The following is a 25,754-nucleotide window of genomic DNA, read 5'->3' on the forward strand; positions in this document are numbered from 1 at the left end:
GAACTGTGACCCGAAGAACTACGCTGGTTACGTCCGGACCCTAACGTTGAGCCGGCATGCCGCAGGAGGAAAACCGTGCCCAGAAGCGTCCAGGACCATCGCCAGGCAGTAGTGGACCTCTTATCGGGGATCTCCGGGTCCAAGGGCGCCCAGGACCTGCCGTTGCTGGAAGCGCTGGGCGCAGTGCTCGCCGTGGATGTCCGAGCGCCGTTGTCGCTGCCGCCATTCGCGAATTCCCAGATGGACGGTTTTGCGGTGCGCTCCCAGGACATTCCCGACGACGGCGCGCAGCTCAGTGTCGCTGAACCGGTCCCGGCAGGTGCGGTGCCAGCACCGCTCCGCCCCGGCTTCGCCGCACCGATCATGACCGGGGCCATGATCCCCGAGGGGGCAGACGCCGTCGTGCCCATCGAAAAGGCGACGCCGGACTCCTTTCCGCAACCGGAAACACCCGACGCCGTGGTGCAGCTGCCGCCAGTGAAACCGGGCACCTACGTTCGGGACGCGGGAAGCGACATCGCAGCAGGGACCGCGGCACTCGCCGCAGGCACTTTGCTGGGCCCCGCCCAACTCGGCCTCCTGGCGGCCTTCGGAATGATGACCGTCCAGACCCGTAAGCCCTTGCGCGCGCTCCTGGTCACCACCGGAGATGAAGTGGTGGAGCCGGGGCAGGAGCTCACGGCAGGAAAAATCTACGATTCCAACGGAACCCTCTTGGAAGCTTCCATGCGCCAGGCGGGCCTCGGAGTAGTGAGGGCCGGAATCAATGACGACGATCCCGGCAGCCTCCTGCGGCTGCTGCGCCGGCATACGGGAGCTTCGGAGGACCCGGTGGATCTGATCCTCACCACCGGGGGAGTGAGCAAGGGCGCCTATGAGGTGGTCCGCCAGGCCATGGCGGCCCAGCCCGTGGAGTTTGTGCATGTTGCCATGCAACCCGGGGGGCCGCAAGGCGTGGGCACGTTCGACGAGGTGCCGTTCCTGGGCTTCCCGGGTAATCCGGTCAGCTGCTTGGTTTCTTTCGAAATGTTCCTCCGGCCCGCGTTGTCCTTGGTTCACGGCGCCCCGGCACTGCGGACGTCCCGGACTGCACGCTTGGGGGAGAGCCTGACCTCCCCACAGGGTAAGCACCAGGTTCGACGCGGCACACTGCAAGGGGACGGTTCAGTCCGCTTGGAAGGCGGGGCAGGTTCCCACCTGGTCCACGCGCTGGCCCGTTCCAACGCTTTGGTGCACATCCCCGGCGATGTCACAGAACTTCCCGACGGCGCCGAGGTGGAAGTATGGATGCTGTGAATCGACATCCCAAAAACCCTCCCGGCCTGACCCACCTGCGGCATGACGGCACCGCCCAGATGGTGGACGTGTCCGGGAAGACCGAGACAACCCGCGAGGCAACAGCCACAGCGACTGTCCGGAGCACGCCCGACGTCCTGGCCCTGCTTGGCGCAGGCGAGCTGCCCAAGGGCGATGCGCTCGCGGTGGCCAGGGTGGCGGGGATTATGGCCGCCAAGAAAACTCCTGAGCTCATTCCGCTGTGCCATCCGCTGCCCCTGGCCAAAGTCACCGTGGACTTTGAATTGTCAGCCGACGCGGTCCGGATTCTGGCGAGCGTGAAGACCCGGGGAGTTACCGGCGTCGAAATGGAAGCGCTGACGGCAGTGTCCGTTGCCGCGCTCAGCATCTACGACATGATCAAAGCCGTGGACAAGCATGCCGTTTTGACCGACATTCTGGTCCTCGCCAAGAGTGGCGGAAAGAGCGGCGATTGGTCGCTGGACGCCGAGCAGCCCGCGTCACCCGAGCCCCGCTCATGAACGCCTGCGAGCCGCACCACGGGCCGCGGAAGGCCGGCGTCGTGATTGCCTCCACCCGCGCGGCGGCGGGCCTTTACCCGGACGAGACCGGTCCGGTCATCCAGGATTGGCTCACCGAACACGGCTTTACCACGTTCCCCACCATGGTGGTTCCCGACGGCGAACCGGTGGGCGCTGCATTGAGGGCGCTCCTTACGCAGGATCCTGCGGTGGTGATCACCAGCGGAGGTACCGGCCTCAGCGCCGACGACCGGACTCCCGAGATGACGTTGCCGCTACTGGATCGGCATATTCCCGGCCTCATGGAGGGCATCAGGCGGGCAGGAGTTGCCAAAACACCCTTGGCGATGTTGAGCCGTGGCCACGCCGGCGTTTCGGGGAAGACCTTTATTATCAACCTCCCGGGATCCCCGAAGGGTGTCATGGATGGACTGGCCGTCCTTGACCCCGTGATCGGGCATCTCTGCGAGCAAATGGAAGGAAGTCATGGGCACTGAAACGGACTTCGAAGTCCTGAACGCCGTGCTGAGTGCCGAGCCCATCTCCGTGGACCAAGCGGTGACAGCCGTTGAATCCGACACCGCCGGGGCAGTGGTCAGCTTCAGCGGCGTCGTCAGGAATCACGACGGCGGCAAGGCAGTGGAGCGGTTGAGCTACAGCGCCCATCCCACGGCGCACAAGGTCATGTCCGACGTCGTTGCGCAGCTCGTCGCCGAGCACCACGGAGAAGCCGAGCAGCCCGTCCGGATCTGGGCCGCACACCGGATCGGCATGCTGGAGATCGGCGATCCCGCGCTGGTGTGCGCCGTGGCCGCAGCACACCGCGGCCAAGCGTTCGCGGTGTGCTCGGAGCTCGTGGACCGGATCAAAGCGCAGGTCCCCATTTGGAAGGAGCAGTTCTTCGCGGATGGCTCCGTGGAATGGGTTGGTGCGGGGCAGTAGCGTCGGGTCACGGTTCCAGCCGGCGGGTAGCCCGGCGGTAGGGTTAACGCCATGACCGAACAACTTGCTGTTGCAGTACTTGGCGCCAACGGACGCATGGGACGTGAAGCTGTCAAGGCCGTCGACGCAGCTGCCGACATGAAGCTCGTGGCGGCCCTGGGCCGCGGAGATTCCCTGGATACACTTCTCGACGCCGGTGCACAGTATGTTGTGGACCTCACGGTTCCGGACACCACCGAGGCAAACGTCCGCTTCGCCGTCGAGCATGGCATCCACGCTGTGGTGGGAACGACCGGGTGGGACGCGGACCGGTTGGCATCTTTGCGGAAACTGCTGGAAGCCCACACCGAAACCGGTGTCCTCATTGCACCCAACTTTGCCTTGGGGTCAGTGCTGGCTTCGGCGTTCGCCGCCAAAGCCGCGCAATACTTCGAGTCAGTGGAAATCATTGAATTGCATCACCCAAACAAGGTCGATGCTCCGTCCGGCACCTCCGTCCGCACCGCCCAACTCATCGCCCAAGCCCGCCAGGAAGCTGGAGTTCCGATCAGCCCGGACGCTACGGAGTCGTCCCTGGAGGGGGCTCGCGGTTGCGATGTCGACGGCGTGCGCGTCCACAGCGTGCGACTCCGCGGCCTCGTGGCACACCAAGAGGTCCTGTTCGGCGGGCCGGGGGAGCAGTTGACGCTCCGCCACGATTCCTTCGATCGAGCCTCGTTCATGCCCGGCGTGTTGCTGGGATTGCGCCAGGTTTCGTCCCACCCCGGCCTGACCGTTAGCTTGGACGGCTACTTGGATCTGGGGCTCTAGGACATGGGGAACTTCTGGAGCGTGCTGAAGAAAAACCGCACCAAAGTGTGGGTCGGCGCCATCACCCTGTTACTCGTGCTGTATCTGGTGGTGTCCCTGCAGCGTTCAATCCTCCTGCTTGGCGATGCCAACCTCATTGCCAAGGCAATCGGTGCCGCTTACCTTGTCCTGCCCCTCATCGGCGCGTGGGCGATGATCCGCGAGCTCCTGTTCGGTGCCAGGACTGAGCAAATGGCCAAGGTCCTGGAGGCCGAGGGTGGTTTGCCGGTCGACGAGCTGCCCCGGACACCTGCGGGTCGGATAGTACGTGCGGCCGCCGACGCCGAGTTCGAGAAGTACCGTGCGGAGGCGGAGGCAGCGCCCGGGGATTGGCGTTCGTGGTTCCGTTTGAGCTGCGCCTACGACGCATCAGGGGATCGGAAGCGGGCGCGGGAGTCCATGAGGGATGCCGTCAGGCTCTTCCGGTCCCAAGCAACGACGGCTGGACGGTAGCCTCAGCCGAAAGCGCCCCCTTCCTTTGCGCTGGAGGCAGCGTCCCCGGTTCCGGACTTTGGATGAGCCTTGTGTTCGAATATATGTTCGAATAGCATTGCTGCATGAGTGATGTAGCCAAGCTGCCCGAAGGCCTCCATGAGCCGATGAAAGCCATGAGTCCGGGAGTGGTTGACTTTCTGTTCCGGCAACTCGTCACGGGTAAGTCCCCGGAAGACACCCAGTGGCACCGGGAGGGCAAAGTGCTTGCCGAACAGGAGCCCGGGGCAGAGTTGGCGCGCCGCTTGTCGGAAACGGACCTGGACTCCCTGACGCCGTTGGAACTTTTCGAATACGTCAGGGCTGCGCAGCGCCTGGTCGGCTGGGCCGAGCACCTCAAGGAACGGGCCGTGGAGCAGTATTGTGCCGGCCATCCCGGTCGGCGGACAGTCACCCCGTAACCCCTGCCCAACAGCCTGGATGAGTACCATCACACGGACCCATTCTTCTAACATGCCCCGGACAAGGTAACGTTTTTCCTATGTCTGACTCGCACGCCCGCATTCCCGCCCTTGGTACCCTGCTGACCGCCATGGTTACTCCGTTCACCGAGGACGGCAAGGTGGATTACCACCAGGCCGCGGCCCTTGCGGAAAAACTCGTCGAGGACGGTTGCGATGGCCTGGTGGTCACGGGCACCACCGGCGAGACGTCCACCCTTACGGACGACGAGAACCTGGGCATGTTCCGCGCAGTCAAGGAAGCTGTCGGTGGCAAAGCTGCCATCATCGCAGGGACCGGGACCAACGACACGGCGCACTCCGTGCATCTCTCCCAGCGCGCTGCCGAAGTCGGCGTCGACGGCCTTCTCGTGGTTACCCCTTACTACAACAAGCCGAGTCAGTCGGGGCTTCGTGCGCACTTCGAGGCTGTTGCCTCATCTACGGACCTGCCGGTGATGCTGTACGACATCCCGGGCCGTTCATCGGTGGCGATCGCACCCGAAACCATGATCGCGTTGTCCAAGCACCGGAACATCGTGGCCGTCAAGGACGCCAAAGCCGATTTCGCCGCCGCCACCCGCGTCATGGCCGAGACGGATCTGGTGTTCTACTCCGGCGATGACGGATTGACGCTGCAGTGGATGGCGCTGGGGGCAGTGGGGCTCGTAGGTGTGACCACCCATGTTGCCACGCGTCGCTTCCGTGACTTGGTAGACGCCATGAACGCCAGTGACCTCGCCACAGCGCGAGCCATCAATTTTGAATTGGAGCCTGTGGTCCGTGCAACCATGACCCGGGTCCAAGGCGCAGTAGCCGCCAAGCAGATTCTCAAGTGGCAGGGAGTCCTGCCCAACTCGGTTGTCCGTTTGCCCCTCGTGGAGCCGGACGAGGCCGAGATCGACACCATCCGCGGGGATTTGGCCGAAGCCGGAATGGACTTCTCTGTCTAGGACCGTTTCGCCGGAAAGTAGCAAAATATGACCCAAACCGCCCTTCCTGGACTGGTTACTCCGCCTAAATTGCCGAAAGGTACGTTGCGGATAGTTCCGCTTGGTGGACTGGGAGAGATCGGCCGCAACATGGCTGTCTTCGAAATCGACGGCAAGTTGTTGGTGGTTGACTGTGGCGTGCTCTTCCCTGAGGAGACCCAACCCGGAGTCGATTTGATCCTGCCCGATTTCTCGTACATCGAGGACCGTCTGCAGGACGTCGTTGGAGTTGTGCTGACGCACGGCCACGAAGACCACATTGGTGCTGTCCCGTATCTTCTGCGCCTGAAGGCTGATATCCCGCTGATCGGGTCCCAGCTGACCCTCGCGCTGGTCGAGGCAAAGCTGCAGGAACACCGGATCAAGCCGTACACGCTGACCGTGACCGAAGGCCAGGTGGAGCAGTTCGGGCCGTTCGAATGTGAATTCGTTGCTGTCAACCACTCCATCCCGGATGCCTTGGCGGTCTTTATCCGGACCGACGGCGGAAACGTCCTCCATACAGGCGACTTCAAGATGGACCAGTTGCCGTTGGATGGCCGAATCACCGATCTCCGGCACTTCGCCCGCTTGGGTGAAGAAGGCGTGGACCTTTTCATGGCAGATTCCACCAATGCCGACGTGCCCGGGTTCACCACGGCCGAAAAGGAGATCGGTCCCACCCTGGATCGCCTGTTCGGCCAGGCCAAGAAGCGCATCATCGTGGCGTCTTTCTCGTCCCACGTGCACCGTGTACAGCAGGTGCTGGATGCGGCTGCAAAGCACAACCGCAGAGTCGCGTTCGTGGGCCGGTCGATGGTGCGCAACATGGCCATTGCCGCCAAGCTCGGCTACCTGGATGTGCCGCCAAACATCGTGGTGGACATCAAGAACATTGACACTATGCCCGATGACCGTGTGGTCCTCATGTCCACGGGTTCCCAAGGTGAACCCATGGCTGCGCTTTCCCGCATGGCCAACGGCGACCACCGCGTGGTCGTAGGCCAAGGCGATACCGTCATTCTTGCCTCCAGCCTGATTCCGGGTAACGAGAATGCAGTCTTCCGCATCATCAACGGGCTCCTGAAGCTCGGTGCTGACGTAATCCACAAGGGCACGGCAAAAGTCCACGTCTCCGGGCACGCCGCAGCAGGCGAACTCCTTTACTGCTACAACATTCTCGAGCCGCTCAATGCCATGCCGGTCCACGGCGAAACGCGGCACCTCATTGCCAACGGCAACATTGCGTTGGAGTCAGGCGTGCCGTCCGACGGCATCATCCTCAGTGACAACGGCACCGTGATCGACCTGAAAGACCACGTGGCCAACATCGTGGGCCAAGTGGAGGTGGGCTTCGTCTACGTGGACGGGTCCAGCGTGGGGGAAATTACCGACGCCGATTTGAAGGACCGCCGCATCCTGGGCGATGAGGGATTCATTTCCATCATCACGGTCATCAACAGAAACACCGGAAAGATCGTGTCCGGACCGGAAATCCACGCCAGGGGAGTTGCTGAGGACGATTCCGTCTTTGACGAGATCATCCCCAAGATCAATGCCGCCCTCGAAGAAGCAGTGCTCAACCACGCGGACCACACTACCCACCAGTTGCAACAGGTCGTCCGGCGAATCATTGGCACCTGGGTCAACCGCAAGCTCCGCCGGCGTCCCATGATCATCCCTGTGGTCCTGGAGGCGTAGTCCTCAGTAACCGGTCTGCGCGCGTGAGGCGTCAATGCCATTGAACATGTTCCCGAAGGGGGCCTGAAATCCCCGGATTTCAGGCCCCCTTGGGGTAGCGTGGCTTGTATGGCGACCCGTACTACCTCCGCGCCACGAGGCAGCTCCAGCAGTAAACCCGGCGGAACAGGCCGGAGCGGAGCCGCATCCAAAACCAGCGCAGCCGCGTCGAAAAGCGGTTCATCCGCCGCCAGGACCGGTCGCGGCAGCACTGCCCGCAGCAAGCAAGCAGCCGCCGTCGAGCCCGTGGTTCCACTGCCGCTGCGCATGCTTTCAGGCGCGTGGCAAGGACTGGGCCATCTTGTAGGCGCAGGGGTCCGCCGTATAGGCCAAGACGTCAGCGACCTTGACCCGGCCGACCGCCGGGACGGAGCAGCACTTTTCAATCTCGTGCTGGCGGTGGCTATTGCCACTTTCGCTTGGTGGGGCCTAACAGGCTGGCTTCCTGACGCCGTTCATGCCGTGGTCAACGGAACTTTCGGTTGGATGACGCTGTTGCTCCCGTTCATGCTTTTTGTGTGCGCCTTCCGGCTGTTCCGCCGTCCCCAGGATGGGCGGGGAAACAACCGCGTAGGCATCGGATTCATGATCATGACCCTTGCCGGATGCGGGCTCGCCCATGTCTTCGGCGGCCTCCCCACGGTGGGCGATGGATTCGAAGGCCTCCGGAACGCGGGTGGAATGCTCGGCTTCTTGGCAGCAGCGCCCTTGGCAGCAATTCATCGTGCCGTTCCGCTGGCTCTCTACGCTTTCTTGGCCTTCGTGTCCGTGTTGATTGTGACGGCGACACCCTTTGGCGCCATTCCGTCCCGTATCCGCGGGGCTTATGACCACCTCATGGGCATTGACCTGATGGACGACGCCAGCGATGACGGCCACGATCGCAGCTACCTTTACCAGAGCCAGGCGGCCGCCGCTCCAAAGAAAAAGAGGCGCTCTCGCTTCTTCGGCAAGGATACGGACCCTGGTCCCGGACTTGAGGGTTACGTCGGTGACGAGGCCTTTGAGCACGCAATCATCGACGACGACGAATCGACCGAAGCTTCCGACGACTCCGATGCAGCGGGTAGTTCCGGTCCCCGTGTGCCGCCGGGCGTGCGGCGCCCCACCCAAGCCGAGATCGCAGTGGGCAAGATCAAGGCCGCCCAAGGCCTGGGTGGAGCTGCCGGGATAGACAACCCCACCGAAGCCATTCCGATGATCACGCCACAGGCGGCGCCGCAGGTCAGCGCCCGCGCCGCGGAACAGGTTCCGGCCCGTCCGGCGGCGCCGGCACCACCTCCCACGCCCATCCCGCAGCGCACCGAGCAACTCTCGCTCGCTGGAGATGTCACGTATACGCTGCCTTCCTCCGATTACCTGGCGCCGGGCTCCATTCCGAAGGAGCGCACGGAGGCCAATGACGCCGTCGTCGCTGCGTTGACCGATACGCTCACCCAGTTCAACGTTGACGCCGCGGTGACCGGGTTCAGCCGTGGTCCAACGGTCACCCGCTACGAGATCGAGCTCTCGCCCGGCACCAAAGTTGAACGCGTCACGGCGCTGTCCAAAAACATTTCGTACGCCGTGGCGTCGAGCGATGTCCGCATCCTGAGCCCCATCCCGGGCAAATCCGCCATCGGCATCGAAATTCCCAACACGGACCGCGAAACTGTCTCTTTGGGCGATGTCCTGCGGAGCCAGAATGCGCGCCGAACGGACCACCCCATGGTCATGGGTGTGGGCAAAGACGTTGAGGGCGGCTACGTGGTAGCCAACCTTGCCAAGATGCCGCACTTGCTGGTGGCCGGTGCTACCGGTGCCGGTAAGTCCAGCTTCGTGAACTCCATGATTACGTCGATCCTCATGCGGGCCACCCCCGATGAAGTCCGTATGGTCATGGTGGACCCCAAGCGCGTGGAACTGACCGCTTATGAGGGCGTTCCGCACCTGATCACGCCCATCATCACCAACCCGAAGAAGGCGGCCGAGGCGCTGCAGTGGGTCGTCCGGGAAATGGACGCCCGCTACGACGACCTCGCAAACTACGGCTACAAGCACATCGACGACTTCAACAAAGCGGTCAGGGCGGGCAAGGTAATGCCGCCAGTGGACTCCAAGCGCGTCATCAAGCCCTACCCGTACTTGCTGGTGATCGTGGACGAGCTCGCCGACCTCATGATGGTGGCTCCGCGCGACGTCGAAGACTCGATTGTCCGCATCACCCAGCTGGCCCGTGCCGCTGGCATCCACTTGGTCCTTGCGACCCAGCGCCCATCCGTTGACGTGGTCACAGGTTTGATCAAGGCCAACGTTCCGTCCCGGATGGCTTTTGCTACCTCGTCTGTTACCGACTCCCGCGTTGTGCTGGACCAGCCGGGTGCCGAGAAACTCATCGGCCAAGGTGACGCCTTGTTCCTGCCGATGGGTGCCTCCAAAGCGATGCGCGTCCAGGGCGCTTGGGTCACCGAGTCGGAGATCCATAAGGTGGTGGAGCACGTCAAGGGACAGCTCCAAGCCGTCTACCGTGACGACGTTGCCGCAGAGGCGCCCAAGAAGCAGATCGACGACGACATCGGGGACGATCTCGAGGTCCTGTTGCAGGCAACCGAGTTGGTGGTCACCACGCAGTTCGGCTCCACCTCAATGCTCCAGCGCAAGCTTCGCGTCGGCTTCGCGAAGGCCGGCAGGCTCATGGATCTTCTTGAATCGCGGGGCGTGGTGGGCCCTTCCGAAGGCTCCAAAGCGCGGGACGTCCTGGTCAAGCCGGACGATCTCGCAGCGGTCCTCGCAGCGATGAAGGGCCAGGAATCACCCACTGCGCCCGACGCGCACACGGCTGCCCTCAGCGACAACGCAAACTCGAATATCGCCGTCGGCGGTTACGCAGAAGACCTTGTGGCAGCAGACCTGGACAATCGCACGCAGGCCATTGAGTACCACGACGGTGCTGACGGTCCGGATGACGACGACGGCGGCGAGGACGCCTGGTCACTCACCGGGCGGTAGCTCCAAAGACTGTAGCCTAGAAGGGTGACTACAGCCGAGGGCGATACCACCGCGTCGAGAAGTTCCGACATCTGGAACCTGCCCAACATCCTTACGATGCTGCGCATCGTCCTGGTCCCGTTCTTTATCTGGTTCCTGCTCGCGGACGATTCCCGGAACGGCTTGTGGCGCTGGGCCGCCGTGCTCACTTTTGCGGTCGCGATCTACACAGACAAGCTCGACGGCGACATCGCCAGGGCCCGTGGTCTCGTCACGAACTTCGGGAAGATCGCCGATCCCATTGCCGATAAACTGCTGATCGGCTCGGCCTTGGTCCTTCTGTCCGTACTCGGCGAACTCCCGTGGTGGGCCACCATCCTCATCCTCGTCCGGGAGTGGGGGATCACTGCCCTTCGGTTCTTCGTGATCCGTTACGGGGTCATGCCCGCCTCCCGGGGCGGCAAGCTGAAGACCGTGGTGCAAACCGCGGCCATCTTCCTCTACATCCTGCCGCTGGGGGCGATGGCCCCTTGGCTGGTGTACGTGGCGTTCGGAGTCATGATGGTTGCACTGGCGATCACGCTGTGGACCGGTGTGGAGTACGTGATCCAGGCGATGAAACTCCGCGCGGCCGGACGGCGCGCGTGAGCATGCCGGTAGCCGCCTCGGGCTCGGCACAGTCCGCGGCCGCAGTGGTTGCCCGCGCAATCGAGCAGCACCTCACCGTCGCGACTGCGGAGTCGCTCACTGCCGGGATGGTCGCTGCTGCACTTGCCAATACGCCGGGCGCCTCAGGCATGCTGCAGGGCGGCGTTGTCGCGTACCACAATGCAGTCAAGGCCGGTGTCCTCGGCGTCCCTACGGAACTGCTGGCCGACGTCGGATCCGTTGACGGCCGGGTGGCTGCTGAAATGGCCACCGGAGCCCGGCGAGTCTGCGGCGCCGATGTCGGAATCTCCACCACGGGCGTGGCCGGTCCTGAACCGCACGACGGCAAAGCGGTGGGCACGGTTTTCATCGGTGTTGCCACGCAAACAGGACAAACATCGTTTGAATACCGTTTTTCCGGGGACAGGCACAGTATCAGGGAGCAGTCATGCGAAGCCGCCTTGGCGCGTCTGCTTGCCGCCCTTGGTGAGGTTGGTTACCGTTCGTAAAGTAGCCGGGAACAAAAAGTCATTCCCAATAGTTGTGTCATTGTGTCGCCTCGGATGAGCCGGGGCGCCTAGGATGAAGACATTAACCGGGTCCGCAAGCCAGCGACCCGGATGAACGAGGGAGTAAGGCGATCCAGATGGTAAAGCAGCCCGTATCCGTAAACGGCGTTGTCCGCTGGAGGGATGTGGGCTTGGCTAGTCAGGCACAGAGCGAACAGAAGGAGCGCAAAATGGTTGTACTACGCCACGAAATTGGTGATGTATTGCGCGATGTCCGCCAGCGCCAGGGCCGTACCCTTCGCGAGGTCTCGCACAGTGCCCGTGTATCGCTTGGTTACCTGAGCGAAGTTGAGCGTGGCCAGAAAGAGGCCTCCTCGGAACTCTTGTCCTCCATTTGCACCGCCTTGGACGTCCCGTTGTCCCTGATGCTTCGTGAAGTCAGCGACCGTGTGGCAGTAGCCGAAGGTGTTGCAGTCCCGGACACCGTTCCACAAGAATTTTCCCAGCGCTATGGTCGCGATATGGACCTCACGGACGACTTCCCCCAGGGGATGCTGTCCGGCGCTCGCTAAGAGTCCTCCACGAGGAGCACAAAGGGTCCCCATGCCTGTCGGCTTGGGGACCCTTTGTTGTACGGAGAGGATCAGCGTGCCTGTTGGCTGGAACCTGAGTTGGTGGGGGCCGGTTCCTTGGGGGCCAGCTCCTTGGAAGAGGGTTCCCTCAGGAGTCCGTCTCCGTATACGGCGTTGAGCCGGCCCATGTAGTCTGCCAACGCTTGGACATCTTCCGCCGGCCATTCGCCCAGGCGTTCGCGAAAAACCTGCTTCCGGGCGTCTTGGACCTGATGCATCTTTTCTTCGCCCTTGTCCGTCAATCGGATTGACTGGGCCCTGCCGTCCTGCGGGTCGGCTTCCTTGTAGACGAGCCCGATGCTCTCAAGGAAGGCAATCTGCCGGCTGACTGATGGTTTTCCGACGCCAATGCAGGTTGCAAGCTCCGTCAGCCGGATCGGACCATCTTTACGAATGACGGTCAGTAGCCCGTAAGCCGCAGGCTCCATGTCGGGATGAACCTGGCGGGACAGTTGCTGGGACAGCGAACGCGCCCGCCGCAGGAGCAGGCTCAGTTGGTGTTCCACTTGCCGAAGGGCATCATCTTCGGCGTCGCCTCCGACGGCCGACAACGGCGCGTTCGGGAAAGGATTGCTCATGGCAACCATTCTAGAGTCCGTCGCTGTGAGAGACTCTATCCGTGAGGGCAAGTGACTTTTGGCGGCTGATGGACGACGAGTTCGGGTCCGGTTACTCCCGGGTCCTCGCCAGTTCCCTGGTCCTGGCCGGCGTAGGCGGACGAACGGCCGTGGACGCCCTGGCCTCGGGCTTTCAGCCCCGCGATGTCTGGCTGGCGATGTGCGAGGTCCAGGATGTCCCGCCGGAGCGAAGGCTTGGCCGGGATATCAAGCCCGCAGCCAACTGAGGCCCTACCCACTTGGCGCTGACGTCCGACCCGCCGGAGACACACCGCGGTGATTTGTTCGAATATCTGTTCGGATGGGGATATGCTCCTGAAAGAGGAAAATTGATCCTGAAAGACGCGTTCCAGAGCATCCGGCAGCCCCGTTTATCCACATAGCAGGGATCGGCTTGAAAAAATGTCAGGGCACCGTAATAGCGTCTGACATGACAGGAAAGCGGCCCTTCGGGCCACTCCACAGCGAGAAAGCATCAGAGGTGTGAACCATGGCGGCAGCCCCGGATCGTGAAAAGGCGCTCGAAGCAGCGCTTGCCCAGATCGATAAGCAGTTCGGCAAAGGCTCTATCATGCGTCTGGGTGATGACACCCGCGCTCCCATCGAGGTCATTCCCACCGGCTCCATAGCCCTGGACGTCGCCCTTGGCATTGGCGGCCTGCCGCGGGGACGCGTCGTGGAAATCTACGGCCCGGAATCCTCGGGTAAAACCACTGTGGCCCTGCACGCGGTGGCGAACGCACAGCGCGCCGGTGGCATTGCAGCCTTCATCGACGCCGAGCACGCACTGGATCCAGACTACGCAGCAAAGCTTGGCGTGGACACGGACGCACTCCTCGTTTCCCAGCCGGACACCGGAGAGCAGGCCCTGGAAATCATGGACATGCTGGTCGGTTCGGGTTCACTGGACGTCATCGTCATCGACTCCGTGGCAGCGTTGGTACCCCGCGCTGAAATTGAAGGCGAAATGGGCGACTCCCACGTGGGCCTGCAGGCACGCCTCATGAGCCAGGCGTTGCGTAAGATCACCGGCCGCTTGAGCCAAACCAAGACCACCGCCATCTTCATTAACCAGCTCCGTGAAAAGATCGGCGTCTTCTTCGGATCCCCTGAAACCACCACCGGTGGTAAGGCCCTGAAGTTCTACGCTTCAATCCGTATCGATGTCCGTCGGATTCAGACACTGAAAGAGGGTGCGGATTCCGTTGGTAACCGCACCAAGGCGAAGATCGTCAAGAACAAGATGGCTCCGCCCTTCAAGATCGCCGAGTTCGACATCATTTACGGGCAGGGCATCTCCCGCGAGGGCGGTATTATCGACATGGGTGTCGAGCACGGCATCATCAAGAAGTCCGGTTCGTGGTTCACCTACGACGGAGACCAGCTCGGGCAGGGCATGGAGAACTCGCGGCGCTTCCTGCGGGACAATCCCGAATTGGCCCAGGAGCTCGAACGATTGATCAAGGAAAAGCTCGGCGTGGGTGTCAAGCCGGAAGCGGACTCCCCGAAGCTCAAGGCCGTTGACGGTTAATAGAACCCGGCGTTCGCCCGTGCCCGTTGATGCCGAAACCGATCCGGAACGCGAACCTGATCCTGAATCCGTGGCGCGTGCCATTGTCCTGAGGCAGTTGACAATGGCGCCACGGAGCAGGCTGCAGCTCGCGCGAAAACTTGCCGAGCGTCATGTTCCCGAGGACGTCGCTGAGACGGTCTTGGACCGATTCGCGGAAGTACAGCTCATTGACGACGCCGAGTTCGCGCGGATGTGGGTTCGGAGTCGTGCACAGACCAAGAAGTTGGCCAAGGGCGCACTCCGGCGTGAACTGACCGAGAAGGGCATCGACCTGGAGGCGGCAGAGGAAGCTTTGTCGCAGCTCAGCGATGAAGATGAGGAATCGGCCGCCCGGGAGCTCGTCCAGCGAAAACTGCGGGCGGGCGTCGATTTGTCGGACCGCGCCGAAAGGGACAAATACACTCGCAGGCTGGCGTCCATGCTGGCCCGCAAAGGCTATGCACCTTCGTTGGCATTCAGGATCGTCGGTGAGGTACTGGCGGAAGCCGGTACCCTTGAGTAGTGAGTTTGACCATTCCTTCCCCAACAGCCGCCCCTGCCCCTTTGGCCCACCCCAGGACTTATCAGGTCCGGACCTTTGGCTGCCAGATGAACGTCCATGATTCTGAGCGCATGGCGGGACTTCTCGAGGAGGCGGGTTACGTACCGGCAGAGGGCGACGTCGCCGACGTCGTGGTCTTCAATACGTGCGCTGTGCGCGAGAACGCGGACAACAAGCTCTACGGAAACCTGGGCCAGCTGCGGCCGGTCAAAGCCGCCAATCCCGGGATGCTGATCGCTGTTGGCGGTTGCCTGGCCCAGAAGGACCGGGAGACCATCGTCAAAAAGGCACCGTGGGTGGACGCCGTGTTCGGTACCCACAACGTCGGGGCCCTTCCAGCCTTGCTCAACCGGGCCCGCCACAACAACGAAGCCCAGTTGGAGATTCTCGAATCCCTGGACGTCTTCCCGTCCACGCTGCCTACCAAGCGGGACTCTGTCTACTCCGGTTGGGTCTCGATCTCCGTGGGCTGCAACAACACCTGCACGTTCTGCATAGTTCCCTCGCTGCGGGGCAAGGAGAAGGATCGACGTCCGGGAGAGATCCTGGCCGAGGTTCAGGCACTCGTCGATGACGGAGCAGTGGAAGTGACCTTGCTGGGTCAAAATGTGAACTCGTACGGTGTTGAATTCGGAGACCGCCTGGCGTTCTCGAAGCTTCTGCGGGCCTGCGGTGAGATCGATGGCCTCGAACGGGTCCGATTCACCAGTCCCCATCCTGCAGCGTTCACGGACGACGTCATCGACGCCATGGCTGAGACACCTAATGTCATGCCGCAGTTGCACATGCCGCTGCAATCGGGATCCGACAAGGTCCTCAAGGATATGCGGCGCTCTTATCGGTCCAGCAAGTTCCTCGGGATTCTCGATAAGGTGCGCGAGCGGATCCCAGGTGCGGCGATCACCACCGACATTATCGTGGGCTTTCCGGGCGAAACCGAGGAAGACTTCCAGGCCACCTTGGACGTTGTGGAGAAGTCGCGGTTTGCTTCGGCATTTACCTTCCAATACTCCAAGCGGCCCGGCACACCCGCTGCTGATTTGCCGGAACAACTCCCCAAAGAGGTGGTTCAGGAGCGTTACGAGCGGCTGACGGCGCTCCAGGACCGTATCGCCGCTGAAGAGAACGCCAGGCAACTTGGGCAAAAAGTTGAAGTCCTCGTGACCTCCCAGGCTGGACGTAAAGCCGAAGAAACGCACCGCTTATCCGGCCGTTCCAAGGACCAGAGGCTGGTCCATTTTTCCGTGCCGGAAGGGGCAGAAGCGCCGCGTCCAGGTGATTTCGTCACCGTGACCATTACCGAGGCCGCAGCGTTCCACCTCGTCGCCGATTCCTTGACTCCTGCGGACTACCACTTGCGCCGTTCGCGCGCCGGTGACGCGTGGGACCGGGCCCAGGCCGACTCCTGCGGAGTCCCGGCACCCGGATCAGCTTCCGGCTCGTCGTCGGGCGTTTCACTGGGCATGCCGACCTTGCCGCCCCGTCGCGCCTAGCAACGGGCGCAGGATCACATGACGAGTCCCGTCCTTCGTCACCCGGGGCCTGTAATCGCGGTCGTGGGGCCAACCGGCTCCGGAAAATCGGATCTCGGCGTCAGCCTGGCCCAAGCCCTCGATGGTGAGGTCATCAACGCAGACGCGCTGCAGTTCTACCGCGGCATGGACATCGGTACCGCAAAGATCAGTGTTGAAGAGCGGCAAGGCATCCCCCATCACCTCTTGGACATCATGGATGTTACTGAGGAAGCCAGCGTGGCCGATTTCCAGGAACAATGCCGGGCCGCCATCGCCGAGATTCATTCGCGGGGCAAGCGGGCCATCCTGGTGGGTGGGTCCGGATTGTACATACGCGCCGCCCTGGACGTCCTTGAATTCCCCGGCACGGACCCCTCGGTCCGGAAGCAGCTGGAAGAGGAGTGCGAGGTTCTCGGCCTTGCGGCGCTACGGACCCGTCTGGAGGACGTCGATCCGGTGTCCGCGGGCCGGCTCGGCGATGCCCGCCGCGTGATCCGAGCCCTTGAGGTGCATGCACTGACGGGGCGTCCGTTCAGCTCGTTCATGCCCCGGCGCCAGTACTTCCAGCCTGCGTTGCAGATCGGCCTTTCGGTGGACCGGGAGGTGCTGAGGGAGCGCCTGGCGTTGCGGGTGCACTCGATGGTGGACGCGGGCCTGCTCAACGAAGTGCGAACGCTGGACCACGCGGGACTGCGCCAGGGGAAGACGGCATCGCGTGCCTTGGGGTACGCACAATTCCTGAAAGTGCTCGACGGCGAAGCGGACGCCGCTGCAGCGGCCTCGGAGACAATCGTCGCCACCAGGCAATTCGCACGACGCCAACTGACATGGTTTCGGGCCGATCCCCGCATCGCATGGTTTGATTGGCAGGATCCGGAGCTCGTGTCCAAAACCGTGGCTGCGGCTGGACAAGACTAATTACCGGGGACTCAATTCCGGGCGGCGGTAATTTCGGGTCGAACAACCGTGGCAGGTAGCCTAGTGCCATGGATGAAACCACCACATTTCCCGCCCAGCAGCCAGCAGCTGTGGGCGCCTCCACGCCACTCGCCGGCCTCGCGGGACTGGCGTTCTCAAAGGGGCATGGAACTGGCAACGACTTTGTCCTCATCGCCGACCCGGGGGACGCACACGAGGTGACGCCGGAGCAGGTGGCATTGTTGTGCGATCGCCATGTGGGAATTGGTGGCGACGGCCTCATTCGCGCCGTTCCGTCGCGTTTCCTTCCTGAGGGTAGGGCATTGCTGGAGCAGGACCCGGCTGCCGAGTGGTTCATGGATTACCGCAACGGTGACGGTTCCTTGTCTGAGATGTGCGGCAACGGTGTCCGCGTATTCGTGCAATTCCTCATCACCGAAGGCTTGGTGGACCTGGCACCGGGACAAACCCTGACCATCGGCACGCGCGGTGGCGTGAAGAAGGTAGTGCGGACAACCACCGGGTATGCAGTAGATATGGGCCCGTGGGAGTTCATCTTTCCCCGTGAGGCCACCAGTAAAGCCATGGACGCCCTTGTCAGCGCCGAGGGGCTGGAAGTGGCACGTCCAGGCCTGTCCGTGAGTATGGGCAACCCCCACACCGTCGTGGCGCTGGCGGAGTTGGCTGAGCTGTCCGCAACGCAACTTTTCAAGGCTCCGGTGGTGGAGCCCAAGCCAGTCAACGGAACGAACGTGGAATTCGTGGTGCCCGCTGAGCCTTTGGTGGAGGACGGCGTCGGAACCATCACTATGCGTGTCCACGAACGCGGAGTGGGCGAGACCCAATCCTGTGGCACGGGCGCCTGCGCCGCGGCTGTTGCCATCCGGCATTGGGCTGGCCCTACCGCGCCCAACGACTGGCATGTGAAGGTCCCCGGCGGGGTGGTGGGCGTCAAGTTCTTCCCCGGCGCGGGCGGTCGGGAGCACGTGGAACTGAGCGGCCCCGCCGTCATAGTTGCTTCTGGGACGCTTTCCTGACCCGAAGGATCCTGAAAGATTTTGACGTACTTTCACGCGAAACCGTGAAACCGTCATCCAGTTCCGAAGCCAGCCACCGTTGCAGTGAGTCGGCGCCCAGGTTCTTCTGAACCACGAGCCAGGCGTTTCCGCCCGGTGCGAGTCGCGGCAGCCACGTAAGCAAGAGGGAATGGAGTTCATCTTTGCCGACGCGGATCGGTGGGTTGGACCAGATGGTATCGAACTCGATGCCAGCATCCACTTCGTCCGGCAGGCTCGCCGTAACGTTGCCCAGACCGAGCAAGGCGGCGTTCTCATTGGTCAGGGTAATGCAGCGTTCGTTCACGTCAACCGCGTGGACTGTGGCGTGGGGCGCCTTCAATGCCATGGTCAGCGCGATAGGACCCCAGCCGCAGCCGATGTCCAAGAGGTTCCCACGCGGGGACGGAGACGGGACCTCGGAAAGCAGTATCAGCGTTCCCTTATCCACCGCATCAGGGCTGAAGATCCCGGAGGAAGTCTGCAGATGCCGTGTTTCTCCGGCGAGTTCCACGGTGAGGGGCTTGCGGGTGAACGGTCCGGCCGGTTGGGCGCTGAAATAGTGAGCAGACTCCATAATTTGCCAGATTAGTTGGCTGCGGGCCGCTTGGGAAACTGCAGGCTCCGGGGCCCGATTTGACGCGAATGATAAGATTAACTTCATGATCTTGAATTTTCAGTAGCCGTTTGAGCTTCCGGTGCAATGATTGCCGGATGATCCCAGACAACCGGTCCCACAGCGATGCAGGTCCCGCTCGGCGCAAGTCCGCCGCCGCCGGGCCTTTCCGCAGTCCAAGGTCCGTCCGGCAACCTCCCGCACACCACTGATTGTGGATGCGGGAGTCCCTGAAAATCACCTCCCCTGGTGCCCGGCATTTTGCCCGTCGTGCAGCATCCCACCGGGGAAACCGTTTTTGACCTGTCGGCCACCCTTTCCTGCGGAACTATTCACACCTTGATCCGCCAGCAGCCGCGCGCCCGAACCCTGAGTTCGGCCCGCCAAGGCGCAACACACAGGAGGCCCATTGGCCCAGCCAGGTCAGCCCAGCGCGAAGAGCGCCCCGTTGAACAGCAATCAGCACTATTCTGGAATAGCCGAACAGTCTAAGGAGACCATGACCACCCAGAAGCACTCCGGATCCGATTCCGACGCCCAGGACATGAGTCCTGATCAAATCCAGGCCGTTATCGACCGGATACTTTCCAAGGATGCACCTGAGCAGCCAGCAAGCCGTGAAGACCCCCAGGGCGTCTTCGGCAAGGCGCAGGCAATTTCCGCCTTGGATCAAGAGCACAGCATTTACGACGGCGACCAGCAAGACCTCGCCGAGCGGCGGGCCCTGCGCCGCACCGCAGGTCTCTCCACCGAACTCGAAGATGTTACTGAGGTCGAATACCGGCAGTTGCGCCTTGAACGCGTGGTCTTGGCCGGCCTGTGGACCGAAGGTACCCTGGCCGACGCCGAGAACTCACTCCGTGAGCTGGCGGCCTTGGCAGAAACAGCTGGTTCCGAGGTTCTCGACGGTTTGGTGCAGCGCCGGGCGAAGCCTGACCCGGGTACGTTCCTTGGTTCGGGCAAAGCGCAGGAACTCAAGGACATTGTGTCCGCCACAGGTGCCGATACCGTAGTGGTCGACACCGAACTCGCGCCTTCCCAGCGGCGTGGCCTCGAGGACATTGTCAAGGTCAAAGTCGTCGATAGGACCACCTTGATCCTGGACATTTTTGCCCAGCACGCCAAGAGCCGCGAAGGTAAGGCACAGGTGGAGCTCGCCCAGCTCGAGTACCTTCTCCCGCGCTTGCGTGGTTGGGGTGACTCGATGTCCCGGCAGGCCGGTGGACAAGTGGGTGGGGCCGGTGCAGGTATGGGCTCGCGTGGCCCGGGTGAAACAAAGATCGAACTCGATCGCCGTCGTATCCGGACCCGGATGGCTAAACTTCGTCGTGAAATCGCGGCAATGAAGCCGGCCCGTGAGACCAAGCGGGCCAACCGCCGTCGTAATGCTGTCCCTTCCGTAGCGATTGCCGGGTACACCAACGCCGGCAAGTCGTCGCTGCTGAACCGCCTGACGGACGCAGGCGTGCTCGTGGAAAACGCGCTGTTCGCCACCTTGGATCCCACGGTGCGTAAGGCGCAAACACCGGACGGCATCGGTTATACACTCGCGGACACCGTCGGGTTTGTTCGTTCGTTGCCGACGCAGCTGATTGAAGCATTCCGCTCCACCCTTGAGGAAGTGGCGGATGCGGACTTGATCCTGCACGTCGTGGATGCTTCGCACCCGGACCCCGAGGGGCAGATCGCCGCAGTGCGGTCCGTGTTCAGCGAGGTGGATGCACGCAAGGTCCCCGAGATCATTGTCCTGAATAAGGTCGATGTGGCCGATCCCTTCGTGGTGGAGCGCCTCAAGCAGAAGGAACCCCGGCACGCTGTGGTGTCCACCCGGACGGGACTCGGAATCTCTGAGCTCTTGGAGGAGATCAGCCGGTCCATTCCGCGGCCTGGTGTTCGGCTTGAAATGCTCATTCCTTACGAGCGCGGCGAGATGATCAGCAAGCTGCACAGTTCCGATGCTGAGATCCTGAGCCTGGACCATGAAGAAAGTGGGACGCGCGTCGTGGCGATGGTCCGGGAGGGCCTCGCCGCCGAACTGGAGTCATTCGTCAGTAATGGTTGAGAATGTCGCGGCGGACGCCGTCGAGTCGGTGGGGGAGAAGTTCACCCTGGAATTGCTGGACCGCGCTGTCTCCGGCATGGGCGGTCAAAGCCGTGCCGGCCAGCATGAGATGGCCAAGCACGTCACCCGGGCCATTGAAACCGGTGAGCATTTGCTGGTCCAGGCCGGAACGGGAACAGGTAAGTCCTTGGCTTACCTGATTCCCCTGATCGCCCATTCCATGGTCAGCAACAAACCGACACTGGTGTCCACCGCGACCCTGGCGTTGCAGACGCAGATTGTTGGCCGCGACCTTCCCCGGTTGCTGGAAACGATCAGCCCTGCCCTTGAACGCCCGGTCAACGTTGCGCTCGTCAAAGGCCGGGCCAACTACGTCTGCTTGCAGAAGCTCGACGGCGGATTTCCCAGCGAGGAGCCCTCCGAGGGCCAACTGTTCTCACTCGGTGAGGACACCAGCGTCCCGCACTTCGCCGCCTCCATGGGGGGACCTTCGTCCCAACTTGGCAAGGAAGTGGTGCGGCTTCGGGAGTGGGCGGAAAAGACCACCACGGGGGACCGGGATGAGCTCATGCCCGGCGTGACGGACAGGGCGTGGCGCCAGGTGTCCGTCACGTCCATGGAGTGCCTGGGGGCACAGAAGTGCCCGATGGCTGAGGAGTGCTTCAGTGAGCTGGCCCGATCCCGCGCCGGGGAGGCCGACGTCGTGGTGACGAATCACGCGATGCTGGCCGTCAGCGCCTTCGAGGGCCTCGCTGTTCTGCCCGAGTACGACGTCGTTGTGGTGGATGAGGCACACGAGCTGCAGGACCGCGTCACGGGCGCAGTCTCTGGCCAGCTCTCAGTCGCCATGGTCCATGCCGCAGCTTCAAGTGCCCGAAAGCACACCGCCATCACCGTTGATGCCCTCAACGCCGCTGCCGATCGATTGGATATGGCGATCGCCGGAGCCCCGAACGGGCTGCTGCCCAACGGGCTTGATGACGAACAACTCGATTGCCTGGACCAGTTGCGTGAGGCAACGCGCGCGGCGCTCTCGGATTCGAAGCCGGATTCCTCGGGATCAAACTCTGCCGACGGCGGCAGGCAGCTGGCACGCTCGCGGCTTATGCTCATCCTGGAACTCTGCGAACGGTTGCTTGCCGCCAAGGAGAACCGGGAGGTGGTCTGGTTCTCGCGCAACAGCACCTTCGACCCCCAGCAGGGGTACTCCCAGCCGGACGAGACCGCACCGGCCCTCATCAATATCGCGCCCCTGAGCGTCGCGGGAAGGCTGCGGGAAGGCCTGTTCACGGGCCACACAGTAGTCCTGACGTCGGCTACGTTGGCAATCGGGGCTGCGTTCGAACCTGCGGCAGGCGGGCTGGGCCTCTTGGGCGACGGCGCGCCGAGTTGGACCGGGATCGACGTCGGTTCCCCCTTTGACTACCCCAAACAGGGGGTCCTCTACGTGGCGAAACACTTGCCGAAGCCAGGCCGCGGAACTTCGTTGGAGGCTTTGGATGAATTGGAGGACCTGATTCGGGCCTCCGGCGGCGGGGCCTTGTGCCTCTTCTCCTCCCGGCGGGCTGCGGAGGAAGCCGCTGATGCCATGCGGCTGCGGCTGGACGTGGATATCCTCTGCCAAGGCGAGTCCACCATGGCGGCCCTGGTCAAGCAATTCGCAGACGAGCCAGACACTTGCCTTTTCGGAACCATGTCTCTGTGGCAAGGGGTGGACGTTCCGGGAGGTTCCTGCCGCCTGGTGGTGATTGACCGTATTCCTTTCCCCCGTCCGGACGACCCGCTGATGACAGCGCGTTCCAGGGCAGTCGCACAATCCGGCGGCAACGGATTCATGGCAGTTTCGGCGACGCACGCGGCCATCCGTTTGGCGCAAGGCGCGGGCCGGCTCATCCGCTCCACAGGAGACCGGGGAGTTGTGGCGGTTTTGGATCCCAGGCTTTCGACAGAACGCTACGGCGCGTTCCTGCGGGCGGCACTGCCGCCGTTCTGGCCCACGGTGGACCGAACGGTGGTAAGGGGTGTGCTGGAGCGCCTGAGTAGGAAGAGCGCCTAAAGGGAACTGCGCCTAGAGGGAACTGCGCCTAGAGGGAACTGCGCCTAGAGGGAACGCAGCACCGAGACGACCTTGCCCATAATGGTGGCCTGATCACCGAGGATGGGCTCATATTGGGTGTTTTGCGGCAGCAACCACGTGTGGCCGTCCCGTTGGCGGAACGTCTTCACGGTTGCTTCGTCATCCAAGAGGGCAGCTACGATGTCGCCGTTGATGGCGTCGTTTTGCCGTCGCACCACCACCCAGTCACCGTCGCAGATGGCGGCGTCGATCATTGAATCTCCAGCAACCTTGAGCATGAACAGTTCGCCGTGTCCCACGAGCTGTCGTGGCAGGGGAAGGACATCTTCCACCGTCTGATCGGCCAGGATCGGCCCACCGGCTGCGATGCGGCCTACCAACGGCACCATGGCTGTGTCGCTGGCGCTGGCCAGTTCGGTGACCGCGAGCCCACCGGCACTCCGAAGGCGGGCAGGTTCCTCAACCCCGGGAATGGGCCCGCCGCCGTCGAGGGTCAAGGGCATCAAGACTTCCATTGCCCGAGGGCGCTTGGGGTCCCTGCGAAGGTAGCCCAGCTTCTCCAGCTGGGTCAGCTGGTGGGTCACGCTGGAAAGGCTCGCAAGGCCCACCGTATCCCCGATCTCACGCATGCTGGGCGGGTATCCATTGTCATTGACCGAGCGCTGAATGGTCTCGAGGATCTTCTTCTGCCGGACCGTCAGGCTCTTGGGGCTCTTTTGAGGCTGTTGGCTACGCAGGGGAGCGCTACCTCCTGTGGCTTTCGCTGCCATGTTTGCCAATGCCTTTCCGTCCGGACCGGGCGCGATACGGACCGCGCCGATGATGCCGGGCCTAAAAATGTCAGACCCTGTTGATTCACTGAAACAGTGGCTGCTTCTTCCATCAAACGTAGGGCAGGCACAGACCTTTATCAAACATTTGTTCTAGCGAGTCTCGACACCGTTCGTTGATAAGTGCTAAAAAGGTCTTAGCAAGGTTCGAATATGTGTTCTAACAACACCGCAAACCGTGCCGATGTTCGAAGAAAGTGTTCGAACGGTTCGGGTGGCGTCGGGAGAGCATACGGAATTGACCGCCGCGTATCGGACACCCGGGGCACGGCAATCGCTCAGAAGGGCAAAGCTCATGTCTGCAATATCAACGCTTGAGGGTCTTCTCGGAGGGCCAGCGCCTGCACTTGCAGTGGCGCAGTCGGCACCAGTCATGGACGTGAAATCGAAGTCCACGCGGCTTCGCCTGACGCGCAGGGGGCGGATCGTCTTCTTCGGCATCCCCGCGATGCTGCTGGTGGCCGCGTTGATCACCCTTCTTGGCTTCGTCACTTCCCCGGCAAAAGCCTCAGACACCCAGGCTCAACTGCGTCCACCGGTTGCGATTTCCGTCACGGTTCAGCCCGGGGAGTCCCTGTGGGGCATCGCGGGGGCGGCCGCGCCCGGCCGGGATCCCAGGGATGTCATTGCCGAGATCATCCAGCTAAATGACCTCAGTGGCGGCAGCATCCATCCCGGCCAGAAGTTGTTCGTTCCAGCCGGCTAGAGGGCCGTGCCCAGGGAATCTGGCGAGTGCCCGGGCATGCCCGTCGCGCGGTCCAAGGGGTCACAGTTACGCACCCATCCACGGAGGCCCTTAAACTGGAAACTGTGAGTGACAAGCTTGAGCGACTCGACCGACTTCCCCTCCGGACCAACCTGCGTGGACTGAGCCCTTACGGGGCGCCGCAGCTGGATGTGCCCGTTCTACTCAATGTCAATGAGAACACCCATGGCGTGCCGGTGGATGTCCAGGCAGCCATTACGGAGGCGGTCGCAGCCGCTGCCACTGGACTCAACCGCTACCCCGACAGGGAGTTCACGGAGTTGCGCCAGGCATTGGCGGAATATCTCGGTCACGGGCTCGCTCCGGAGAACATCTGGGCGGCCAATGGCTCAAATGAAGTACTGCAACAAATCCTCCAGGCGTTCGGCGGTCCTGGCCGCAAGGCTCTGGGTTTCCCGCCGACGTACTCCATGTATCCGCTACTGGCCAGCGGCACCGACACCGAATACGTCCGCGGTTTCCGCGCGGCCGACTACGGCTTGGATGCTGCCTCTGCCGCGGCGCAAGTACGCGACACCGCCGCGAACATTGTTTTTCTCTGCTCTCCCAACAACCCCACGGGGACCGGCCTGACACTCGACGTCGTCGAGGCTGTGTACGACGCCGGCGAAGCGAGCCAGGCCATAGTGATCGTTGACGAGGCCTACCACGAGTTTGCGCACGACAACACGCCCAGTGCCTTGACCTTGTTGCCAGGCCGCGAGCGGTTGATCGTTTCCCGAACCATGAGCAAGGCGTTCGCCTTGGCTGGGGCCCGTCTCGGATACATGGCAGCAGCGCCGGAGGTCACCGACGCGATTCGTCTCGTCAGGCTTCCGTACCACTTGTCCGCGATTACCCAGGCGACTGCGCTGGCCGCGCTGAACCACCGCGAGGCCCTGATGGCTGACGTTGAAGACATCAAGATTCAGCGCGATCGTATTGTGACTGAGCTCTTGCGGATGGGCCTAAAACCGTCGGTGTCTGACTCCAACTATGTCTTCTTCGGTGGCTTGGACAACCCGCATGAAGTGTGGCAGGGGCTTCTCGACGCGGGTGTACTGATTCGCGACGTCGGTATCCCGGGCCACCTGAGGGTGACAGCGGGTACCGAGAAGGAGACCACTGTCTTCCTTGAGGCCCTGGAATCCCTGCTGCACGGACCAGCCGCCCCGCACGCCTAAACTTGTCTATAGACC

26 protein-coding genes are annotated in these 25,754 nt (G+C 62.6%); 23 read left to right on the forward strand and 3 right to left on the reverse strand.

From position 1 onward, the window contains the following. Window positions 1–75 precede the first annotated feature (75 nt). The 13 genes from QRN42_RS15305 (at window position 76) to QRN42_RS15365 (ending at window position 11,947) form a co-directional block, all read left to right on the forward strand. On the forward strand, window positions 76–1,296 hold the full coding sequence (locus QRN42_RS15305) for a molybdopterin molybdotransferase MoeA (RefSeq protein ID WP_284980005.1): 1,221 nt from the start codon (window positions 76–78) through the stop codon (window positions 1,294–1,296). Next, window positions 1,284–1,817 carry a cyclic pyranopterin monophosphate synthase MoaC gene (moaC, locus tag QRN42_RS15310; RefSeq protein ID WP_284980006.1) on the forward strand — a complete coding sequence of 178 codons (534 nt, stop codon included), beginning with the start codon at window positions 1,284–1,286 and terminating at the stop codon, window positions 1,815–1,817. Before QRN42_RS15305 ends, moaC begins: the two co-directional genes overlap by 13 nt. Further along, the gene (locus tag QRN42_RS15315) at window positions 1,814–2,314 is read left to right on the forward strand and encodes a MogA/MoaB family molybdenum cofactor biosynthesis protein (protein ID WP_284980063.1); all 501 of its coding nucleotides are present in this window, start codon (window positions 1,814–1,816) and stop codon (window positions 2,312–2,314) included. The genes moaC and QRN42_RS15315 overlap by 4 nt, the downstream gene beginning before the upstream one ends. Continuing rightward, window positions 2,304–2,759 carry a molybdenum cofactor biosynthesis protein MoaE gene (locus QRN42_RS15320; RefSeq protein WP_284980007.1) on the forward strand — a complete coding sequence of 152 codons (456 nt, stop codon included), beginning with the start codon at window positions 2,304–2,306 and terminating at the stop codon, window positions 2,757–2,759. The genes QRN42_RS15315 and QRN42_RS15320 overlap by 11 nt, the downstream gene beginning before the upstream one ends. Before the next feature lie 51 nt (window positions 2,760–2,810). Next, a complete protein-coding gene (gene dapB / locus QRN42_RS15325; protein ID WP_284980008.1) occupies window positions 2,811–3,569 on the forward strand; it encodes a 4-hydroxy-tetrahydrodipicolinate reductase in 759 nt (252 codons plus the stop codon). A gap of 3 nt (window positions 3,570–3,572) precedes the next feature. Beyond that, a complete protein-coding gene (locus QRN42_RS15330) occupies window positions 3,573–4,061 on the forward strand; it encodes a hypothetical protein (protein ID WP_284976606.1) in 489 nt (162 codons plus the stop codon). A gap of 104 nt (window positions 4,062–4,165) precedes the next feature. Continuing rightward, the gene (locus QRN42_RS15335; protein WP_284980009.1) at window positions 4,166–4,501 is read left to right on the forward strand and encodes a hypothetical protein; all 336 of its coding nucleotides are present in this window, start codon (window positions 4,166–4,168) and stop codon (window positions 4,499–4,501) included. A gap of 80 nt (window positions 4,502–4,581) precedes the next feature. Continuing rightward, window positions 4,582–5,493, forward strand: coding sequence for a 4-hydroxy-tetrahydrodipicolinate synthase (dapA, locus tag QRN42_RS15340; protein ID WP_284980010.1), 912 nt, complete (start codon window positions 4,582–4,584; stop codon window positions 5,491–5,493). A 27-nt stretch (window positions 5,494–5,520) separates the two neighbouring features. Continuing rightward, on the forward strand, window positions 5,521–7,212 hold the full coding sequence (locus QRN42_RS15345) for a ribonuclease J (protein ID WP_284980011.1): 1,692 nt from the start codon (window positions 5,521–5,523) through the stop codon (window positions 7,210–7,212). 108 nt (window positions 7,213–7,320) lie between these two features. Further along, window positions 7,321–10,239, forward strand: a complete 2,919-nt coding sequence (locus tag QRN42_RS15350; protein WP_284980012.1) for an FtsK/SpoIIIE family DNA translocase — start codon at window positions 7,321–7,323, stop codon at window positions 10,237–10,239. Window positions 10,240–10,263: 24 nt separating this feature from the next. Further along, on the forward strand, window positions 10,264–10,866 hold the full coding sequence (pgsA, locus tag QRN42_RS15355) for a CDP-diacylglycerol--glycerol-3-phosphate 3-phosphatidyltransferase (protein WP_284980013.1): 603 nt from the start codon (window positions 10,264–10,266) through the stop codon (window positions 10,864–10,866). A gap of 2 nt (window positions 10,867–10,868) precedes the next feature. Next, window positions 10,869–11,375, forward strand: coding sequence for a CinA family protein (locus QRN42_RS15360; protein WP_284980064.1), 507 nt, complete (start codon window positions 10,869–10,871; stop codon window positions 11,373–11,375). A 137-nt stretch (window positions 11,376–11,512) separates the two neighbouring features. Next, window positions 11,513–11,947: a helix-turn-helix domain-containing protein gene (locus QRN42_RS15365; protein WP_284976613.1), complete on the forward strand. Its 435-nt coding sequence runs from the start codon at window positions 11,513–11,515 to the stop codon at window positions 11,945–11,947. A gap of 71 nt (window positions 11,948–12,018) precedes the next feature. Here the strand turns inward: QRN42_RS15365 and QRN42_RS15370 are convergent, their stop codons facing one another. Continuing rightward, a complete protein-coding gene (locus QRN42_RS15370; RefSeq protein WP_284980014.1) occupies window positions 12,019–12,585 on the reverse strand; it encodes a MarR family winged helix-turn-helix transcriptional regulator in 567 nt (188 codons plus the stop codon). 41 nt (window positions 12,586–12,626) lie between these two features. Here QRN42_RS15370 and QRN42_RS15375 point away from each other — a divergent pair, with 41 nt between their 5' ends. The 6 genes from QRN42_RS15375 (at window position 12,627) to dapF (ending at window position 18,207) form a co-directional block, all read left to right on the forward strand. Then, on the forward strand, window positions 12,627–12,851 hold the full coding sequence (locus QRN42_RS15375) for a DUF3046 domain-containing protein (protein WP_410551051.1): 225 nt from the start codon (window positions 12,627–12,629) through the stop codon (window positions 12,849–12,851). Between the two features lie 263 nt (window positions 12,852–13,114). After that, window positions 13,115–14,155: a recombinase RecA gene (recA, locus tag QRN42_RS15380; RefSeq protein WP_284976615.1), complete on the forward strand. Its 1,041-nt coding sequence runs from the start codon at window positions 13,115–13,117 to the stop codon at window positions 14,153–14,155. 70 nt (window positions 14,156–14,225) lie between these two features. Next, window positions 14,226–14,699 carry a regulatory protein RecX gene (locus QRN42_RS15385; protein ID WP_502869517.1) on the forward strand — a complete coding sequence of 158 codons (474 nt, stop codon included), beginning with the start codon at window positions 14,226–14,228 and terminating at the stop codon, window positions 14,697–14,699. After that, window positions 14,699–16,231, forward strand: a complete 1,533-nt coding sequence (miaB, locus tag QRN42_RS15390; RefSeq protein ID WP_284980016.1) for a tRNA (N6-isopentenyl adenosine(37)-C2)-methylthiotransferase MiaB — start codon at window positions 14,699–14,701, stop codon at window positions 16,229–16,231. Before QRN42_RS15385 ends, miaB begins: the two co-directional genes overlap by 1 nt. Window positions 16,232–16,249: 18 nt before the next feature. Continuing rightward, on the forward strand, window positions 16,250–17,170 hold the full coding sequence (gene miaA, locus QRN42_RS15395) for a tRNA (adenosine(37)-N6)-dimethylallyltransferase MiaA (protein ID WP_284980017.1): 921 nt from the start codon (window positions 16,250–16,252) through the stop codon (window positions 17,168–17,170). A gap of 68 nt (window positions 17,171–17,238) precedes the next feature. Then, on the forward strand, window positions 17,239–18,207 hold the full coding sequence (dapF, locus tag QRN42_RS15400) for a diaminopimelate epimerase (RefSeq protein ID WP_284980019.1): 969 nt from the start codon (window positions 17,239–17,241) through the stop codon (window positions 18,205–18,207). Here the strand turns inward: dapF and QRN42_RS15405 are convergent. Further along, entirely contained in the window at window positions 18,179–18,802 is a 624-nt protein-coding gene (locus QRN42_RS15405) for a class I SAM-dependent methyltransferase (protein ID WP_284980020.1), read from the reverse strand. The two genes, dapF and QRN42_RS15405, sit on opposite strands and share 29 nt — an antisense overlap. A 538-nt stretch (window positions 18,803–19,340) precedes the next feature. Between QRN42_RS15405 and hflX the strand changes: the two genes are divergently transcribed. Next, on the forward strand, window positions 19,341–20,903 hold the full coding sequence (hflX, locus tag QRN42_RS15410; protein WP_284980021.1) for a GTPase HflX: 1,563 nt from the start codon (window positions 19,341–19,343) through the stop codon (window positions 20,901–20,903). Then, window positions 20,896–22,959 (forward strand): ATP-dependent DNA helicase, encoded by a 2,064-nt coding sequence (locus QRN42_RS15415; RefSeq protein WP_284980022.1) that lies wholly within the window; start codon window positions 20,896–20,898, stop codon window positions 22,957–22,959. Before hflX ends, QRN42_RS15415 begins: the two co-directional genes overlap by 8 nt. Before the next feature lie 44 nt (window positions 22,960–23,003). Here QRN42_RS15415 and lexA read toward each other — a convergent pair whose 3' ends face one another. Continuing rightward, entirely contained in the window at window positions 23,004–23,750 is a 747-nt protein-coding gene (gene lexA, locus QRN42_RS15420; RefSeq protein WP_284976658.1) for a transcriptional repressor LexA, read from the reverse strand. Between the two features lie 433 nt (window positions 23,751–24,183). On the opposite strand from lexA, the gene QRN42_RS15425 reads away from it, so the two are divergent. Both QRN42_RS15425 and QRN42_RS15430 read left to right on the forward strand, forming a co-directional pair. Continuing rightward, window positions 24,184–24,516, forward strand: a complete 333-nt coding sequence (locus QRN42_RS15425) for a LysM peptidoglycan-binding domain-containing protein (RefSeq protein WP_284976622.1) — start codon at window positions 24,184–24,186, stop codon at window positions 24,514–24,516. Between the two features lie 104 nt (window positions 24,517–24,620). After that, the gene (locus QRN42_RS15430) at window positions 24,621–25,739 is read left to right on the forward strand and encodes a histidinol-phosphate transaminase (RefSeq protein WP_284980024.1); all 1,119 of its coding nucleotides are present in this window, start codon (window positions 24,621–24,623) and stop codon (window positions 25,737–25,739) included. Window positions 25,740–25,754: the final 15 nt, after the last annotated feature.

It is taken from the genome of Arthrobacter sp. fls2-241-R2A-200 (assembly GCF_030209745.1).
Lineage (GTDB): Bacteria > Actinomycetota > Actinomycetes > Actinomycetales > Micrococcaceae > Arthrobacter.

Coding starts and splice junctions, on each gene's coding strand:
- QRN42_RS15330 (WP_284976606.1), top strand. CDS start 3,573: ATGGGGAACTTCTGGAGCGTGCTGAAGAAAAACCGCACCAAAGTGTGG.
- dapA (WP_284980010.1), top strand. CDS start 4,582: ATGTCTGACTCGCACGCCCGCATTCCCGCCCTTGGTACCCTGCTGACC.
- lexA (WP_284976658.1), bottom strand. CDS start 23,750: ATGGCAGCGAAAGCCACAGGAGGTAGCGCTCCCCTGCGTAGCCAACAG.
- QRN42_RS15315 (WP_284980063.1), top strand. CDS start 1,814: ATGAACGCCTGCGAGCCGCACCACGGGCCGCGGAAGGCCGGCGTCGTG.
- QRN42_RS15335 (WP_284980009.1), top strand. CDS start 4,166: ATGAGTGATGTAGCCAAGCTGCCCGAAGGCCTCCATGAGCCGATGAAA.
- miaA (WP_284980017.1), top strand. CDS start 16,250: ATGACGAGTCCCGTCCTTCGTCACCCGGGGCCTGTAATCGCGGTCGTG.
- QRN42_RS15360 (WP_284980064.1), top strand. CDS start 10,869: ATGCCGGTAGCCGCCTCGGGCTCGGCACAGTCCGCGGCCGCAGTGGTT.
- QRN42_RS15350 (WP_284980012.1), top strand. CDS start 7,321: ATGGCGACCCGTACTACCTCCGCGCCACGAGGCAGCTCCAGCAGTAAA.
- QRN42_RS15415 (WP_284980022.1), top strand. CDS start 20,896: ATGGTTGAGAATGTCGCGGCGGACGCCGTCGAGTCGGTGGGGGAGAAG.
- moaC (WP_284980006.1), top strand. CDS start 1,284: ATGGATGCTGTGAATCGACATCCCAAAAACCCTCCCGGCCTGACCCAC.
- QRN42_RS15365 (WP_284976613.1), top strand. CDS start 11,513: ATGGTAAAGCAGCCCGTATCCGTAAACGGCGTTGTCCGCTGGAGGGAT.
- dapB (WP_284980008.1), top strand. CDS start 2,811: ATGACCGAACAACTTGCTGTTGCAGTACTTGGCGCCAACGGACGCATG.
- QRN42_RS15370 (WP_284980014.1), bottom strand. CDS start 12,585: ATGAGCAATCCTTTCCCGAACGCGCCGTTGTCGGCCGTCGGAGGCGAC.
- dapF (WP_284980019.1), top strand. CDS start 17,239: ATGGATGAAACCACCACATTTCCCGCCCAGCAGCCAGCAGCTGTGGGC.
- hflX (WP_284980021.1), top strand. CDS start 19,341: ATGACCACCCAGAAGCACTCCGGATCCGATTCCGACGCCCAGGACATG.
- QRN42_RS15425 (WP_284976622.1), top strand. CDS start 24,184: ATGGACGTGAAATCGAAGTCCACGCGGCTTCGCCTGACGCGCAGGGGG.
- QRN42_RS15320 (WP_284980007.1), top strand. CDS start 2,304: ATGGGCACTGAAACGGACTTCGAAGTCCTGAACGCCGTGCTGAGTGCC.
- QRN42_RS15345 (WP_284980011.1), top strand. CDS start 5,521: ATGACCCAAACCGCCCTTCCTGGACTGGTTACTCCGCCTAAATTGCCG.
- recA (WP_284976615.1), top strand. CDS start 13,115: ATGGCGGCAGCCCCGGATCGTGAAAAGGCGCTCGAAGCAGCGCTTGCC.
- QRN42_RS15405 (WP_284980020.1), bottom strand. CDS start 18,802: ATGGAGTCTGCTCACTATTTCAGCGCCCAACCGGCCGGACCGTTCACC.